This window comes from Streptomyces sp. NPDC060205 (assembly GCF_042728395.1).
Taxonomy (GTDB): Bacteria; Actinomycetota; Actinomycetes; order Streptomycetales; family Streptomycetaceae; genus Streptomyces.
The window spans coordinates 1-14,707 of record NZ_JBHWZP010000235.1 but is presented as its reverse complement, the minus strand read 5'-3'; the positions used below and the strand labels follow the sequence as shown (position 1 = coordinate 14,707).

15 protein-coding genes are annotated in these 14,707 nt (G+C 72.0%); 10 read left to right on the top strand and 5 right to left on the bottom strand.

The features are described from left to right. Positions 1 to 101 precede the first annotated feature (101 nt). The 3 genes from ACFWGJ_RS31480 (at position 102) to bla (ending at position 3,005) form a co-directional block, all read left to right on the top strand. Positions 102 to 860 carry an SDR family oxidoreductase gene (locus tag ACFWGJ_RS31480; protein WP_387331490.1) on the top strand — a complete coding sequence of 253 codons (759 nt, stop codon included), beginning with the start codon at positions 102 to 104 and terminating at the stop codon, positions 858 to 860. 24 nt (positions 861 to 884) lie between these two features. Next, on the top strand, positions 885 to 1,928 hold the full coding sequence (locus tag ACFWGJ_RS31475; RefSeq protein WP_387331488.1) for an L-idonate 5-dehydrogenase: 1,044 nt from the start codon (positions 885 to 887) through the stop codon (positions 1,926 to 1,928). A gap of 144 nt (positions 1,929 to 2,072) precedes the next feature. Then, the gene (gene bla, locus ACFWGJ_RS31470) at positions 2,073 to 3,005 is read left to right on the top strand and encodes a class A beta-lactamase (protein ID WP_387331486.1); all 933 of its coding nucleotides are present in this window, start codon (positions 2,073 to 2,075) and stop codon (positions 3,003 to 3,005) included. A gap of 49 nt (positions 3,006 to 3,054) precedes the next feature. Here bla and ACFWGJ_RS31465 read toward each other — a convergent pair whose 3' ends face one another. The 5 genes from ACFWGJ_RS31465 to ACFWGJ_RS31445 all read right to left on the bottom strand — a co-directional run bounded on the left by ACFWGJ_RS31465 (position 3,055) and on the right by ACFWGJ_RS31445 (position 9,156). Continuing rightward, positions 3,055 to 3,756, bottom strand: a complete 702-nt coding sequence (locus ACFWGJ_RS31465) for a cytochrome b/b6 domain-containing protein (RefSeq protein WP_387331484.1) — start codon at positions 3,754 to 3,756, stop codon at positions 3,055 to 3,057. After that, entirely contained in the window at positions 3,743 to 4,414 is a 672-nt protein-coding gene (locus ACFWGJ_RS31460; RefSeq protein ID WP_387331492.1) for a molybdopterin-dependent oxidoreductase, read from the bottom strand. Before ACFWGJ_RS31460 ends, ACFWGJ_RS31465 begins: the two co-directional genes overlap by 14 nt. Before the next feature lie 258 nt (positions 4,415 to 4,672). Then, entirely contained in the window at positions 4,673 to 6,229 is a 1,557-nt protein-coding gene (locus ACFWGJ_RS31455; RefSeq protein ID WP_387331482.1) for an APC family permease, read from the bottom strand. Between the two features lie 121 nt (positions 6,230 to 6,350). Further along, positions 6,351 to 7,301, bottom strand: coding sequence for a hypothetical protein (locus ACFWGJ_RS31450; RefSeq protein WP_387331480.1), 951 nt, complete (start codon positions 7,299 to 7,301; stop codon positions 6,351 to 6,353). Positions 7,302 to 7,500: 199 nt separating this feature from the next. After that, positions 7,501 to 9,156 carry an FAD-binding dehydrogenase gene (locus ACFWGJ_RS31445; protein WP_387331478.1) on the bottom strand — a complete coding sequence of 552 codons (1,656 nt, stop codon included), beginning with the start codon at positions 9,154 to 9,156 and terminating at the stop codon, positions 7,501 to 7,503. Between the two features lie 163 nt (positions 9,157 to 9,319). Between ACFWGJ_RS31445 and ACFWGJ_RS31440 the strand changes: the two genes are divergently transcribed. The 7 genes from ACFWGJ_RS31440 (at position 9,320) to ACFWGJ_RS31410 (ending at position 14,561) form a co-directional block, all read left to right on the top strand. Next, positions 9,320 to 10,210, top strand: coding sequence for a DMT family transporter (locus ACFWGJ_RS31440; RefSeq protein WP_387331476.1), 891 nt, complete (start codon positions 9,320 to 9,322; stop codon positions 10,208 to 10,210). Between the two features lie 48 nt (positions 10,211 to 10,258). Next, positions 10,259 to 10,786 (top strand): NUDIX domain-containing protein, encoded by a 528-nt coding sequence (locus ACFWGJ_RS31435; protein ID WP_387331474.1) that lies wholly within the window; start codon positions 10,259 to 10,261, stop codon positions 10,784 to 10,786. Between the two features lie 152 nt (positions 10,787 to 10,938). Then, a complete protein-coding gene (locus ACFWGJ_RS31430) occupies positions 10,939 to 11,328 on the top strand; it encodes a YidH family protein (protein WP_387331472.1) in 390 nt (129 codons plus the stop codon). Continuing rightward, on the top strand, positions 11,328 to 11,657 hold the full coding sequence (locus tag ACFWGJ_RS31425; protein ID WP_387331470.1) for a DUF202 domain-containing protein: 330 nt from the start codon (positions 11,328 to 11,330) through the stop codon (positions 11,655 to 11,657). Before ACFWGJ_RS31430 ends, ACFWGJ_RS31425 begins: the two co-directional genes overlap by 1 nt. A gap of 134 nt (positions 11,658 to 11,791) precedes the next feature. Beyond that, positions 11,792 to 12,091, top strand: coding sequence for a hypothetical protein (locus ACFWGJ_RS31420; protein WP_387331468.1), 300 nt, complete (start codon positions 11,792 to 11,794; stop codon positions 12,089 to 12,091). A 204-nt stretch (positions 12,092 to 12,295) separates the two neighbouring features. After that, complete coding sequence (locus ACFWGJ_RS31415; protein WP_387331466.1) at positions 12,296 to 13,318, top strand: phosphotransferase family protein; 1,023 nt, start codon at positions 12,296 to 12,298, stop codon at positions 13,316 to 13,318. Between the two features lie 7 nt (positions 13,319 to 13,325). Further along, the gene (locus tag ACFWGJ_RS31410) at positions 13,326 to 14,561 is read left to right on the top strand and encodes an acyl-CoA dehydrogenase family protein (RefSeq protein WP_387331464.1); all 1,236 of its coding nucleotides are present in this window, start codon (positions 13,326 to 13,328) and stop codon (positions 14,559 to 14,561) included. Positions 14,562 to 14,707 lie beyond the last annotated feature (146 nt).

Below are 14,707 nucleotides of genomic sequence, written 5' to 3'. Positions count from 1 at the left end.
ATCATCTCGGTGGTCGCCGGAGGCCTGGTGCTGCTGCTGTCGCTGGTGATCTAGCGATCCGGCTCGCAGGTACTCCACAAGTACCCCGGAAAGGTACGGCGATGACCCACCCCCTCTTCGACATCGGCGGCCGTACGGCGCTGGTCACCGGGTCCAGCCGGGGCATCGGCCTCGCGCTGGCCCGGGGCCTCGCGGAAGCCGGCTGCACGGTCGTGCTGAACGGCCGCGACGCCGACCGGCTCACCGAGGCCGCGGCCCGGCTGCCCGGCGAGGTCCGCACGGCGGCCTTCGACGTGACCGACGGTCCGTCGGTGGCCGCCGGGATCGCGGACATCGAGGAGCGGGTGGGCCCGCTGGACATCCTCGTCAACAACGCCGGGATGCAACTGCGGTCCCCCCTCCTTGAGTTCACCGACTCCGACTGGCACCGCATCCTCGACACCAATCTGACCAGCGCGTTCCTGGTGGGCCGTGAGGCCGCCCGGGGCATGACCGCGCGCGGTCACGGCAAGATCGTCAACATCTGTTCCCTGCAGAGCGAGGTGGCACGGCCCGGCATCGCGCCGTACGCGGCCACCAAGGGCGCGCTGAAGATGCTCACCAAGGGCATGTGCGCCGACTGGGGCCCGCACGGGGTGCAGGTGAACGGCCTCGGCCCCGGTTACATCGAGACCGAACTCACCCAACCCCTCGTCGACGACCCGGAGTTCAGCGCCTGGGTCCGCCGCCGGACCCCGGCAGGCCGCTGGGGGCGTACGGAGGACCTGGTGGGTGGCGTGCTGTTCCTCGCCTCCCCGGCGGCGGACTTCGTCAGCGGGCAGATCCTGTACGTCGACGGCGGCATGACCAGCGTCCTCTGAGAGCCGCAGGAAGGGACTGTCCCCATGCTCGGTTGCGTGATCCACGGTCAGGGCGACCTGAGGGTGGACGAACTCCCCGCACCCTCCCCCGGTCCGGGCGAGGCGCTCGTCGCCGTGCGCTACGGCGGGGTGTGCGGATCCGATCTCCACTACTGGCGGCACGGCGGGGTGGGCGACTTCCGGCTCCGCGAGCCGATGGTGCTCGGCCACGAGATCGTGGGCACGGTCCTCGCGTACGGGGCAGGGGCCGGCGCGGCTCCCGCCCCGGGTACGGCGGTCGCGGTGCACCCCGCCACCCCGTGCGGAGTGTGCCCGGAGTGCACGGCCGGCCGCCGGAACGTGTGCCGGGACACCCGCTACCTCGGCAGCGCGGCCCGCACCCCGCACGTACAAGGCGGATTCGCGACCCAAGTCGCCGTTCCCCTAGCCCAGTTGAGGTCGCTGCCGCCGGACCTCCCGCTGCGCCGGGCCGCCCTGGCCGAACCGCTGGCGGTCGCCCTGCACGCGGTGCGCCGGGCGGGCGACCTGCGCGGGAAGCACCTCCTGGTGACCGGCGCCGGTCCCATCGGCTGCCTGGTCGTCGCGGCGGCGAAGGCCGCGGGGGCCGCGCACGTGACGGCGACCGACCTGCTGCCACGGGCACTGGAGTACGCGGTGGCCGCGGGCGCCGACTCCACCGTACGCGCGGACGAGCCGGCCTCTCCCGACGGGCCGTCCGAGGTCGACGCGGCGGTCGAGGCCTCCGGGGTCGCGGCCGGCCTGGACACCTGCCTGCGCCTGGTGCGACGCGGCGGGACCGTGGTCCAGCTGGGCATGCTCCCGCCCGGCCGGAGCGCCTTCCCAGGCAACCTGCTGGTCAGCCGCGAGATCGACCTCAGGGGAGCGTTCCGCTTCGACGAGGAGTTCGACGACGCGCTCACCCTCCTGGCGAGGGAGCCACGCTTCGACGACTTGATCAGCGCGGTTCTCCCCGTCACCGAGGCACCCTCAGCCTTCACCCTGGCAGCGGACAGAACAAAATCCTGCAAGATCCTGCTGGACTTCACCCCCGAGGGGCACGCCTCCTAGGAACAAGCCCCCCAGGTGCGCGGGGAACTGCGCGACCAGCCACCCACAACGCGCCACTTCCGGTCACGACAGGAACCACACGAGCCCCCCAGAAGTCTCCCTTCACGCAAGTGATCACCGTTCACAGCGGAAGAGAGAGCCACCTTGGAAAGCTCACCCCTCCACCCCACCCGCCGAACCGCGCTGGCCCTGAGCGCCGGCGCCGGCGCCGCGCTGGTCACGGGCGCGGCCCCGTCGGCCCACGCGGCGGCGAAGCCGACGTCGAACACGGCGGACCACGACATCGTCAAGGCGCTCGCAGAGCTGGAGCGCACCCACGACGCCCGCCTCGGCGTCTACGCCCACAACACCGCCACGGGCAGGACCGTGCGGTACCGCGCGGACGAGACCTTCCCGATGTGTTCGGTCTTCAAGACCCTCGCCGCCGCAGCGGTCCTGCGGGACCTCGACCGGCGCGGCGAGTTCCTGGAACTGGTGATCCGCTACACCGAGCAGGACCTCACGGACGCCGGGGGCTCCCCGGTGACGGGCCGCCCGGAGAACCTCGCGGGCGGCATGACCGTCGCCGCCCTGTGCCACGCGGCCATGGCGCACAGCGACAACGCCGCGGCGAACCTGCTGCTGCGCGAACTGGGCGGCCCGACCGCGATCACGCGTTTCTGCCGCTCGATCGGCGACCCCGTCACCCGCCTCGACCGGTATGAGCCCGCGCTGAACTCGGCCGAGCCGTGGCGTACGACGGACGTCACCAGCCCCGCCGCGGCCGGGCGGACGTACGCGAAGCTCGCCCTCGGTGACGCGCTCGTGCCCCGGGACAGGCGGCAGCTGACCGAGTGGCTGCTGGCCAACACCACCAGCACGAATCGTTTCCGCAAGGGCCTGCCCGCGGACTGGGCGCTCGGCGACAAGACGGGCACGGGCAAGTACGGCACGACCAACGACGTGGGCATCGCCTGGACGCCGGACGGAGCACCGGTCGTGCTGTCGGTCCTGTCCACCACGTCCGACCCGGACGCCCCGATGGACGAACCGCTGATCGCCGGGGCGGCCGGCCTCCTGGCGGCGGCGCTGGGCTAGGACGGGGCCAGGGCTGGGCCACGGCCCGTCGACAGGTGCCGTCCGCCGATCACGGCCGCCAGAGCGGATGCTCCCGCTCGGCCCACTCCCGGCTGACCGAGCCCGTCCGCAGTCCCCGCCGGGACTCCGGGCGGGCGAGGGCCATCCCGATGTGCCCCGCGAGGACGAGTCCGATGGTCAGCGCGAGCCAGTCGTGGACGAAGGTGGCGCTCGTGCGCCAGACCAGCGGCGCGAGATGCGTGAACCACATCAGCAGCCCCGTGCCGACCATGACCAGCACGGCCCCGGCGATCCAGGCCGCGTACGTCTTCTGCCCGGCGTTGAACTTCCCGGCCGGCCGGGACTCGGGCCGGGCGTCGCGGCGCAGCGCGGAGCGCAGCCAGACCCGGTCGTGCGGGCCGAAGCGGTTGAGCAGCCGCAGGTCCGCCCGGAAGGCGCGCGAGGCGAGCCCGGCGAGGACGGGCACGGGAAGCAGCAGCCCGGACCACTCGTGCACGCGCACGACCAGCTCGCGGCGGCCGACGAGTTCGGCGAGCTGGGGCAGGTAGAGGCAGCCCGCGGTCAGCACGCACAGCCCCATCAGGAGGGCGGTCGTGCGGTGCACCCAGCGTTCGGCGGGCGTGAAGCGGCGCACCCGCAGCGCGCCCGCGAGCCGCTCCCCGGCCTCCGAGGCGGCTTCCGGTGCGGCTTCCGAAGGGGCCTCCGGTGCGGCTCCCGCTGTCTTCAACGCGTCGGTCTCAGGTGGTCTCATCGTCACGTCCGTTCGACCGGCCGACCCACGCGTCCACGTCGTAACCCCGCTCTTCCCAGTAGCCGGGGCGGACGTCCGAGGTGACGGTGATGCCGGAGAGCCACTTCGCCGATTTGTAGAAGTACATGGGGGCCACGTAGAGGCGGACGGGGCCGCCGTGGGCGTGGTTGATGTCCTTGTCCTGCATGCGCAGGGCGACCAGGACATCGGCGCGGCGGGCCTGGTCCAGGGTCAGGCTCTCCGAGTACGCCCCGTCGAAGCAGGTGAAGCGCACCGCCCCGGCCGTGGGGCGCACCCCCGCGGCGTCCAGCAGCCGGGACAGGCGTACCCCTTCGAAGGGGGTGTCGGGCACCCGCCAGCCGGTGACGCACTGGACGTCACGGACCATCCGCGTCTGCGGCAGGGCGCGCAGGTCGGACAGGGTGTACGTGCCGGGGTGGTCGACCAGGCCGTCGATCCTCAGGCGGTACGAGTCCTCGTCCTTGTGCGGGACGGAGGAAGTGACCGAGTAGTAGCGGAAGCCGCCGCCGTTGGGGAGCAGTCCGGTCAGTCCGGTGGGGTCCTTGTCGGCGGCGCTGCCGAGGAAGGATTCCAGGCCGCGCTGCAGGGTGGGCGCGGTGGCCACACCGAGGGCGCCGAGTCCGAGCATCCCGAGCATGAGCCGGCGCCCCACCGGGGCACCGCCCTCTTCCGGACCGCCCGATACGGGGTTGCCCGATCCGAGGTCTCCCGCTGCCGCTGACGAAGGTTCCGGTTTCACACACCGATTCGAGCACCCCCGGCCGCCAGAAGCCAGCGGCCGAGGGTGCCCGTCAGACATCCGTAAGGACTTCTTACGCGTTTCTCAGGGACCGCGTCCGTCAGGAAGGGGCGATCGGGGGCGGGCGATCGGGGGCGGGCGGTCAGGAACGGACGGTCAGGCGTCGGCCCCCGCCGCCTTGTCCAGCGTGTCCATCTTGTCCAGCTGGAACGCCTCGTTGCCGAGCCCGATGCCGGCGTACGCCTCGGGCTTGCGGGCGCGCAGGAACAGGCCCTGGGCGACGCCCGCGGCGGCGGCCAGCACGATGATGCCGGGGAGCAGCCAGCTGAGTGCGGAGCCGGGTCCCGCGCCCACCAGGACGTCGAAGTCCTTGATCGTGTAGACGGCGATGACGAGGAGGGAGAGGCCCGCGATCACCGAGCAGGCCAGGCGCCAGGCCTGGGCTCGCCCGGCGCCCCGGCGGACGAAGAAGACGACGACGGAGAGCGAGGCGGCGGCCATCAGCACGATGACGCCGAGCGCGCCGACGTTGCCCATCCAGGTGAAGAGGTGCAGGACGGGCGCGGTCGGGTCGCCGGCCGGCTTGTCGTCGGCGACGGCGAACGCCACGACGGCCACCACGGCGACGGCCGACTGGAGCAGTGAGCCCGTGCCGGGCGCGCCGCTCGCGCCCGTGGTCCGGCCGAAGGCGGCGGGCAGCAGTCCTTCGCGGCCCATGGCGAAGGCGTACCGGGCGACGACGTTGTGGAAGCTGAGCATCGCGGCGAACATGCCGGTCACGAAGAGCACATGGAGCACATCGGTGAACGTGTCGCCGAGCCGTGACTCGGTCAGGAAGAACAGCAGTCCGGCGCTCTGTTTCCGGGAGGCGCCCACGATCCCGGCGGGGCCCGCGGCGACGGTCAGGGCCCAGGAGCTGAGTGCGAAGAAGACGGCGACGAAGCCGATCGCGAGGAACATCACGCGGGGGACCAGGATGTGCGGGCGGCTGGTCTCCTCCGCGTACACGGGGGCCTGTTCGAAGCCGAGGAACGCGGCGATGCAGAAGCACAGGGCGGTGCCGAGGCCCGCCCCGCCGAGGGTGTCCGGGTTGAAGGCGTGCAGCGACAGACCTTCCTTGGCGGGGTCGGCGACGGCCGCGATGTCGAAGATCACGACGAGGGCGACCTCGATGAGCAGCAGCACCCCGAGCACGCGCGCGTTCACGTCGATCTTGAGCCAGCCGAGGGCGCCGACGAGGACGGCGGCCAGCAACGCCGGTATCCACCAGGCGAGTTCGATGTCGAGGTAGGTGGCGAACAGGCCGGACACCTCGAAGCCGAAGATGCCGTAGATGCCGACCTGGAGCGCGTTGTAGGCGACGAGCGCGACCGCCGCGGCCCCCGAGCCCGCCAGGCCGCCGAGTCCTCGGGAGATGTACGCGTAGAAGGCGCCCGCGTTGTGGACGTGGCGGCTCATCTCGGCGTACCCGACGCTGAAGAGGACGAGTACGGCGCCGAGCAGGACGAAGAGCAGCGGCTGTCCGACGATGCCCATCACCGCGAATGTAGTGGGCATGACACCTGCGACCACCATGAGAGGGGCGGTCGCCGCGAGGACGGAGAGCAGCAGGCCCCCCGTACCGAGCCGGTCGGAGCGCAGGGCCCGGTCCTGGCCCTTGAAGGTACTGATGCCGCTGTCGGCGGCTGCCGGTCTGCTCGTGCCCGTCGTCATGGCGGGATCGTCCTTTCGGCTGACAGGCTGCTGCCTGACTGGGTGGCTTGCTTTCTTGCTGACTTTCTTGCCGGCTTGCTGACTTTCTTTCTTGCCGGCCTGCTGACTTGCCGGGTGTCGTTCAGACCGTGCCGAGCACGCTCTCGCGTGCGGCGCGGAAGGCCTGGTGCGGGTCCCGGCCGGGGTACGACCAGGGCACCGCGGTGGCATGCGGTCCGATGCGGTGGAACAGGGCGGCGGCCTCGGCGCCCCGGCCCTCGCAGAACTTGGCGTGGACGAGGAAGTTGAGGTCGAGCCGGCTGCGCGGATGGTCGTCGCGCTCCCACTCCAGCCACCAGTCGAAGGCCGACTTCATCACCTGGCGCGCCCGGCGCCCCACCCAGTGCCCGGAGGCCACCGGGTCAGGGGACTCGCTGCCCGCGGCGGCCAGGACGCGATAGCGCTCGGCGTGCGCGACGACGGGCAGGATCGCGAGCGGCGAGTCGGCGGGCGCCTGTTCGGCGGACCAGGTCGCGAAGTCGTAGACCTCGTGCAGCGGGTCCTGCCCGGACTCGGGGCGCCGCTCGGCGAGCCGGGCCACCATCAGATGGTGGGCGTGGTGGTGGTCGGGGTAGCGGTGGCGGACCTCGTCGAAGAGCTGCACCACGTCCTGGTCGGCGCCCAGGACGCGCTCCAGCATCAGCAGTCCGAGCCAGGGCGTGGGATCGGCGGGCAGCGCCTCGGCCGCCACACGGCACGCCTCACGCGCCCTGGCCGGCTTCTCCTTGCCGTTCAGGGCGCGTTGCACGGTGGTGACGGCGAGCAGCACGGCGGCGTCGGCCGACTCGGGTTCGGCGAGCTGCCAGTCGCGGGCCCAGGCGAGCGTGCCGCTCTCCTGGGCGAGGGTCGTGACGCGGTGGCCCCGGCGGTCCCAGTCGTCACCGGTCGTGGCCAGCAGAGCGCGCACGGCGGTCCACCGCCCCTGGGCCAACGCGGCGCGGGCGGCGACGAGTTCGGTGTCGTCGAGTGCGGCGTCGAAGGGCTGGACCGCGCGCCTGCGGGCGCGGCCGAGGGGCGGCGGAGGTGGGGACACCGCGGAACTCCCTCGCACGACGCGGATATTCAGGTCTGGTGTGCATGACCGGTGTGTGGCCGGTCGGCCGTCACCGCTGACTGGTTCTGTCAGCGCGCGGTCACGGACAGCCAACCCCTCGTTACGGGTTCACGTCAAGGCCCTCCGGTCGCTGACACGCGTCAACCCGGGCCCCAGCGACGTGAGTTGGGCCGCACCGTCAGTCCACGGCCTTCGCCGCGGCCCGTCCCGCCGTGCGCCCGGAGAACAGGCAGCCGCCCAGGAACGTCCCTTCGAGGGCCCGGTAGCCGTGCACTCCGCCGCCGCCGAAACCGGCCGCCTCCCCTGCCGCGTACACCCCGGACAGCGGGTCGCCGCCCTCGGTGAGCACCTGGGACGAGAGGTCGGTCTCCAGGCCGCCGAGCGTCTTGCGGGTGAGGATGTTGAGGCGGACGGCGACCAGCGGGCCGGCCTTGGGGTCGAGGATGCGGTGCGGGGTCGCCGTGCGGGTCAGCCGGTCCCCGAGGTAGGCGCGGGAGCCGCGGACGGCCGTCACCTGGAGGTCCTTGGTGAAGGGGTTGGCGATCTCGCGGTCGCGCGCGGTGATCACGCGGCGCAGCTCCGCCTCGTCGATGAGCGGCTCCTTGGTGAGCGCGTTCATCCCGCGGACGAGTGCGGGGAGGTCCTTCTCGACGACGAAGTCGACGCCCTTGTCCATGAACGCCTGCACCGGCCCCGGCACGTCGGCCCGCGCCCGCTGGAAGACGCCCTTGACGGACTTGCCGGTGAAGTCGGGGTTCTGCTCGGAGCCGGAGAGCGCGAACTCCTTGCCGATGATCTTCTGGTCGAGCACGAACCACGTGTAGTCGTAGCCCGTACCCATGATGTGCTCCAGCGTGCCGAGCGTGTCGAAGCCCGGGAACAGCGGGACGGGGAGCCGGTTGCCGCGGGCGTCCAGCCAGAGCGAGGAGGGGCCGGGGAGGATACGGATGCCGTGCTTGTCCCAGACGGGGTTCCAGTTCTGGATGCCCTCGGTGTAGTGCCACATGCGGTCGCGGTTGATGAAGTGCGCGCCCGCGTCCTCCGCGACACCGAGCATCCGGCCGTCCACGTGCGCGGGCACCCCGGAGATCATCCGCTCGGGCGGGGCGCCCAGGCGCGCGGGCCAGTTGGCGCGTACGAGGTCGTGGTTGCCGCCGATGCCGCCCGAGGTGACGATCACCGCCTGGGCCCGCAGCTCGAAGGCGCCGGTGACCGTGCGGGCGCTGGCCCGGCCCCGCTCCACGTTCGACGGCTCCAGGATCTCGCCGCTCACCGTGTCGACCGCGCCCGCGCTGCGCGACAGACCGGTCACGCGGTGGCGGAACTTCAGCTGGACGAGGCCGCGCGCCACGCCCTCGCGGACCCGCCGCTCGAAGGGGGCGACGATCCCGGGGCCCGTACCCCAGGTGATGTGGAAACGTGGCACGGAGTTGCCGTGGCCGTTCGCGTCGTAGCCGCCGCGCTCGGCCCAGCTGACCACCGGGAACCAGCGCACGCCCTGCTTGTGGAGCCAGCCGCGCTTCTCACCGGCCGCGAAGTCGACGTACGCCTCGGCCCATTTGCGGGGCCAGTGGTCCTCCGGACGGTCGAAGGCCGCGGTGCCCATCCAGTCCTGGAGGGCCAGCGCACGGCTGTCCTTGATCCGCATGCGGCGCTGTTCGGGCGAGTCCACGAAGAACAGGCCGCCGAACGACCAGTGCGCCTGGCCGCCGATCGACTGCTCCGGCTCCTGGTCGAGGAGGATCACCTTGCGCCCCGCGTCGACGAGTTCCGCGGTCGCCGCGAGCCCGGCGAGCCCCGCTCCGATCACGATCACATCTGCGTCGTACGCCATGAGCGGGTCCTCCTGCGGCTTGTTACCGACCGGTCGTTACTGATCGGTCAGATCCTTGGGCAACGGAGTGACCCAGTCAACTGCCGGGCCACGGGTACTCGGGCTACAGTCGATCGCAACCACACCCCGCCCCGTCACCGTCCGAAGTCTTGAGGTACGCAGCGTGTCGGTTCTGGTTCTCGTCCTCGCCGTCGGCGCGGCCTGCTGTCTGGGCGTCGGTTTCGTCCTCCAGCAGAACGCGGCGTCGCACGCTCCCCTGGGCGACTTCCTCTCCCCCCGGCTGCTCCTCGACCTCGTGAAGGTACCGCGCTGGCTCGGCGGCATCGGGTTCATGGCCGCGGGCATGGCGCTCGGCGCGATCGCGCTGGCGCACGGTGAGGTGTCCCTCGTCGAGCCGCTGCTCGCCACGAATCTGCTCTTCGCCCTCGTCCTCTCCCGGCGCCAGACCCGCCAGCCGCTCGGCAGACAGGGCTGGGGCGGCCTCCTGCTGCTGGCCGGCGGGGTGACGGCCTTCATCGTGGCGGGACAGCCGCGGGGCGGCGACGCGATCTCCGACCCGGTACGGCACTGGCTGATCATCGGCGTGATGGTGGGCCTCGCCCTGCTGCTCACGGCGTACGCCAAACGGTCCCGGCTCAGCTCGGGACCGGCGCTCGGGGTCGCGGCGGGGCTGCTGTACGGGGTCCAGGACGCGCTCACCCGGGTGAGCGGGACCCGCTTCTCCGACGGCGGCTGGGTCGCGCTCGCCACGAGCTGGCAGCTGTACGCGGTCGTCGCCCTCGGGATCACCGGGCTCGTGCTCGTCCAGAGCGCCTTCGAGACCGCGCCGCTGCGGATGTCGCTGCCCGCGCTCACCGCCGCGCAACCGCTCGCCGGGATCGTCTGCGGGGTGGGTTTCCTCGGGGACCGGCTGCGGGCCGACACCGGGGCGCTCGCCTGGGAGGCCGCCGGGCTCGCCGGGATCGTGGTGGGGGTCGTCCTGCTGGGCCTGCATCCCGCGATGCCGAACGGGGTGGCGCTCAAGGAGCGGCTGCGGGACCTGCAGCCGCGCTGATCCCTCACCGGCCCGGGCGGGCCGGAGACGGGCTGCTTTGATGGGCGGATGAGTTCCGCTGACGAGATTCTCGACGTCGTCGACGAGCACGACGAGGTGGTGGGCCGGGCCCGGCGCGCGGACGTGTACGCGCGCGGGATGCGGCACCGATGCGCGTTCATCCAGGTGAGAGACGCGCAGGGGCGCCTGTTCGTGCACCGGCGCACGTCGACCAAGCTGGTGTTCCCCTCCCTGTACGACATGTTCGTCGGCGGGGTGGTGGGCGCGGGCGAGAGCTACGACGAGGCGGCGCTGCGGGAGGCCGAGGAGGAGCTGGGGGTGTCCGGGCTGGACCGGCCGTCCTTCCTGTTCAAGTTCCTGTACGAGGACGGGGCCGGGAAGAGCTGGTGGTCGGCCGTGTACGAGGTGCGGTGCGAGGTGGCTGTGCGGCCCCAGGTGGAGGAGGTCGCCTGGCATGCGTTCCTCTCCGAGCAGGAGGTGGAGGAGCGGCTGGGGGTGTGGGAGTTCGTGCCGGACGGGCTCGCCGCGTACGCGCGGCTGCGGGCGTTTCGAGAGGGGGCGGCGGGGGCGGGCTGAGGTGCGTGCACCTGTGCGGGCCGGTGGGGGCTGGTCGCGCAGTTCCCCGCGCCCCTGAAAAGACAAAAGATTGCGCCGTTCCCCGCGCCCCCGAAAACGACAAGATTGCGCCGTTCCCCGCGCCCCCGGACGGGGCCGGTAGGGTCGCTCGTGTGATCGAGTTTGTGCGAAACGTCCGGTTGTGGTTCGCGCCTGCGCGGATCGAGGAAGAAGGGGTCACCCCCGACTACCGGTTCTCGCTGGCGAACGAGCGGACGTTCCTGGCGTGGCTGCGGACCTCGCTCGCCCTGATCGGCGGCGGCTTCGCCGTGGACCAGTTCCTGCCGGATCTGCGCTGGGAGTGGCGGGCCGGACTGGCACTCGGGCTGCTGGCCGCGGGCGTGCTGTGCGCGCTGCGGTCGGTGAACCACTGGGTGCGCTGCGAGCGCGCCATGCGCAGGGGCGAGGACCTGCCGGTGTCCCGCTTCCCCGCCCTGCTGAGCATCGGCGTCGCCCTGGTGGCCGTCGCGATGGTGGTCGTCGTACTGGCGGGGTGGGAGTAGTGACGGCCGGCGCCGGCGGGCCCGGGGGCCGGGACCCGGGGCTCCAGCCGGAACGCACCCGGCTGGCCTGGCGGCGGACGACCCTCGCGGCGACCGTGGCCGCCGTGCTCGCCGGCAAGTCGGCCCTGCGCGACGGACCGGGCGTGACCGCGCTGATCGTGTGCGCGCTGTGCTGTGCGCTGTGGCTGGGCTTCCTCGCCGTGGCGCACCGGCGGATCCGCGCACTGTCCGGCGGCGTACCCCCGGCGGCGTTCACCCCGAGGCACGCGAGCACCGCCGCCCTGTGCACGATCGCGCTGGCAGTCTGCGCGGCGGCGCTGGTCTTCTAGTTCTCGCTCTTCGACAGCCCTCATCCTCCGGAGATCCGGGGCCGATTCTGTGCCGTTTTGGGCGGATGTATTGCGGTTCGGGTGACTAGCCTGGCCGATGTCACACTCCGCACCTCCGAAGGCGAGCGAGCACCTTGACCACCACGCTTCACCACGAGCACCCCTCCCACCAGCACACCCACGGCCCGGACTGCGGGCACGCCGAGGTGCCGCACGGCGACCACGTCGACTACGCGCACGACGGGCATCTGCACCGCGGGCACGCGGAGCACTGGGACGAGTGCGAGCCGGCCGGGCACGTCTCCCACGCCGGGCACGACCACGAGCACGGCGACGGCTGCGGGCACCCGGCGGTGCCGCACGGCGACCACGTCGACTACGTTCATGACGGTCACCGCCACGCCCGTCACGAGGGGCACTGGGACGACCACTAGGCAGCCGAGCGGCACGGGGCCCGACGGCCCCGTGGAGATCCAGGGACCCCCGGGCCGCAGGTGACGGCCCGGGGGTCTCCCATGGTCTTTCATGGTCCTGCGCGGCCGAGACGCCGGTCACGTTTCGTTCGCCCACTGGACGGCATACCGACCGGTCGGCATCATGTGAGGGGAGTCCCGATCCCCGCCTACGGAGGAAACACGATGAGTCCAGACCACCCGCCAGGTCTCGATCTCGACCGGCTGCGCGGCCTGCTCGACGGCGAGCGGCCCGGACTGGTCGACGGCCCGCTGACCGGCCGGCTGATCGAGGGCGGACGGTCGAACCTCACGTACGCGGTCACGGACGGCACCTCCAGGTGGGTCGTGCGCCGGCCGCCGCTCGGGCACGTCCTGGCCACCGCGCACGACATGAAGCGCGAGCACCGGGTGATCAGCGCGCTGCACCCGACCGCCGTACCCGTGCCGCGCACACTCCTGCTGTGCGAGGACACCGAGGTGCTGGGCGCGCCGTTCTACGTCATGGACTTCGTCGAGGGCACGCCCTACCGGACCGCCGAGCAGCTCGCCCCGCTCGGCCCGGAGCGCACGCGCGGCGCGGTGCTCGGCCTCGTCGACACCCTGGTCGAGCTGCACGCCGTGGACCCCGCCGAGGTGGGCCTCGCCGACTTCGGCCGGCCCGAGGGCTTCCTCGACCGGCAACTGCGGCGCTGGGGCAAGCAGCTGGACGCCTCACGCAACCGCGAGCTGGCCGGGATCGACGAACTGCACGCCGCCCTCGGACGCGAGCTGCCGCACTCCCCCACCGCCACCGTCGTGCACGGCGACTACCGCCTCGACAACGTGCTGATCGGCGAGGACGACCGGATCAGGGCGATCCTCGACTGGGAGATGTCCACGCTGGGCGACCCCCTCACCGACCTGGGCCTGCTGGTCATGTACAGCATGCCGCTGGGGCTGGCCGACTCCCCCGTCTCCACGACCGCGACGGCCGCCGGACACCCGTCGCCGGCCGAGCTGATCGAGCGGTACGCCGCGCGCTCGGGGCGCGACGTGTCCGCCGTCGCCTGGTACACGGCGTTCGCCTGGTTCAAGCTCGCCGTGATCCTGGAGGGCATCCACTACCGCTACACGCTCGGCCAGACCGTCGGCGCGGGCTTCGACCGTATCGGCGACCTGGTGCCCGTGTTCATCGAGCACGGCCTGACCACCCTTCAGGAAGGCTGACCGCATCATGGACTTCGCGTTCGACGCACGCACCGAGGAACTGCGTGCCAAGCTGCTCGCCTTCATGGACGAGTACGTCTATCCGGCGGAGGAGGTCGCGCACGAGCAGCGCCAGTTGCTGGCCTCGCCGTGGGACACCCCCGCCGTGGTCGAGGAGCTGAAGGCCGAGGCCCGCCGTCAGGGCCTGTGGAACCTCTTCCTGCCGGACTCCGAGTACGGGGCCGGGCTGACGAACCTCCAGTACGCGCCGCTCGCCGAGATCACCGGCCGCTCCCCGCAGCTGGCGCCCACCGCGCTGAACTGCGCCGCGCCCGACACCGGGAACATGGAGGTGCTCAGCCAGTTCGGTGACGAGCAGCAGCGCAAGCAGTGGCTGGAGCCGTTGCTCGCCGGTGAGATCCGGTCGGCGTTCGCGATGACCGAGCCGGAGGTGGCCTCCTCCGACGCCACCAACATCACCACGCTGATCGAGCGGACCTCCGGCGGCGGTGCGGACGGCGGCGACGAGTACGTGGTCACCGGGCGCAAGTGGTACATCTCCGGGGCCATGAACCCTGACTGCAAGATCTTCATCGTGATGGGCAAGACGGACCCCGAAGGGTCCGACATCCGCCGTCAGCAGTCGATGATCCTGGTGCCGCGCGACACCCCGGGCGTCGAGGTGAAGCGCGCGATGCAGGTGTACGGCTACGAGGACCACTCCCACGGCGGTCACGCGGAGGTCGTCTTCCACGGGGCGCGCGTCCCGGCCGCGAACCTCATCGGCGAGGAGGGCGGCGGCTTCGCCATCGCGCAGGCGCGGCTCGGGCCCGGCCGTATCCACCACTGCATGCGGCTGATCGGCATGGCCGAGCGGGCCATCGAGCTGATGTGCCGGCGGGCCCTGGCCCGTGAGGCGTTCGGCAAGTCGCTGGCCCAGCAGGGGGTCGTGCACAACTGGATCGCGGACGCGCGGGTCGCCGTCGAGCAGCTTCGGCTGCTGGTGCTGAAGACGGCCTGGATGATGGACACCGTGGGCAACAAGGGGGCGCACACGGAGATCCAGGCGATCAAGATCGCTACGCCTCGGACGGTGGTCGACATCATCGACAAGGCGGTTCAGCTGCACGGTGCGGGGGGTGTGAGTCAGGACTTCCCCCTGGCCGAACTGTGGGCGGGCGCCCGCACCCTGAAGCTGGCCGACGGGCCGGACGAGGTGCATCAGCGGTCGCTGGCGCGGCATGAGCTGAAGAAGTACGTCTGATCCACTGGCGAGGTGGCGGGGTGGCCGGGGTGGGGTTTTCGCCCCCGCCGCCCCTACCCTTCCCGTCACTGCATGGGGGCTGCGCCCCCTCGCCCCCTGATCGCGCTGCGCGCTCGTCCTCAAACGCCGGACGGGCTGAAAATCAG

What these genes read in the sequence shown, in the direction of transcription:
- ACFWGJ_RS31435 (WP_387331474.1), top strand. Translation starts at nt 10,259, where the DNA reads ATGAGTTCCGCTGACGAGATTCTCGACGTCGTCGACGAGCACGACGAG.
- ACFWGJ_RS31415 (WP_387331466.1), top strand. Translation starts at nt 12,296, where the DNA reads ATGAGTCCAGACCACCCGCCAGGTCTCGATCTCGACCGGCTGCGCGGC.
- ACFWGJ_RS31465 (WP_387331484.1), bottom strand. Translation starts at nt 3,756, where the DNA reads ATGAGACCACCTGAGACCGACGCGTTGAAGACAGCGGGAGCCGCACCG.
- ACFWGJ_RS31410 (WP_387331464.1), top strand. Translation starts at nt 13,326, where the DNA reads ATGGACTTCGCGTTCGACGCACGCACCGAGGAACTGCGTGCCAAGCTG.
- ACFWGJ_RS31445 (WP_387331478.1), bottom strand. Translation starts at nt 9,156, where the DNA reads ATGGCGTACGACGCAGATGTGATCGTGATCGGAGCGGGGCTCGCCGGG.
- ACFWGJ_RS31455 (WP_387331482.1), bottom strand. Translation starts at nt 6,229, where the DNA reads ATGACGACGGGCACGAGCAGACCGGCAGCCGCCGACAGCGGCATCAGT.
- ACFWGJ_RS31475 (WP_387331488.1), top strand. Translation starts at nt 885, where the DNA reads ATGCTCGGTTGCGTGATCCACGGTCAGGGCGACCTGAGGGTGGACGAA.
- ACFWGJ_RS31460 (WP_387331492.1), bottom strand. Translation starts at nt 4,414, where the DNA reads ATGCTCGGGATGCTCGGACTCGGCGCCCTCGGTGTGGCCACCGCGCCC.
- ACFWGJ_RS31480 (WP_387331490.1), top strand. Translation starts at nt 102, where the DNA reads ATGACCCACCCCCTCTTCGACATCGGCGGCCGTACGGCGCTGGTCACC.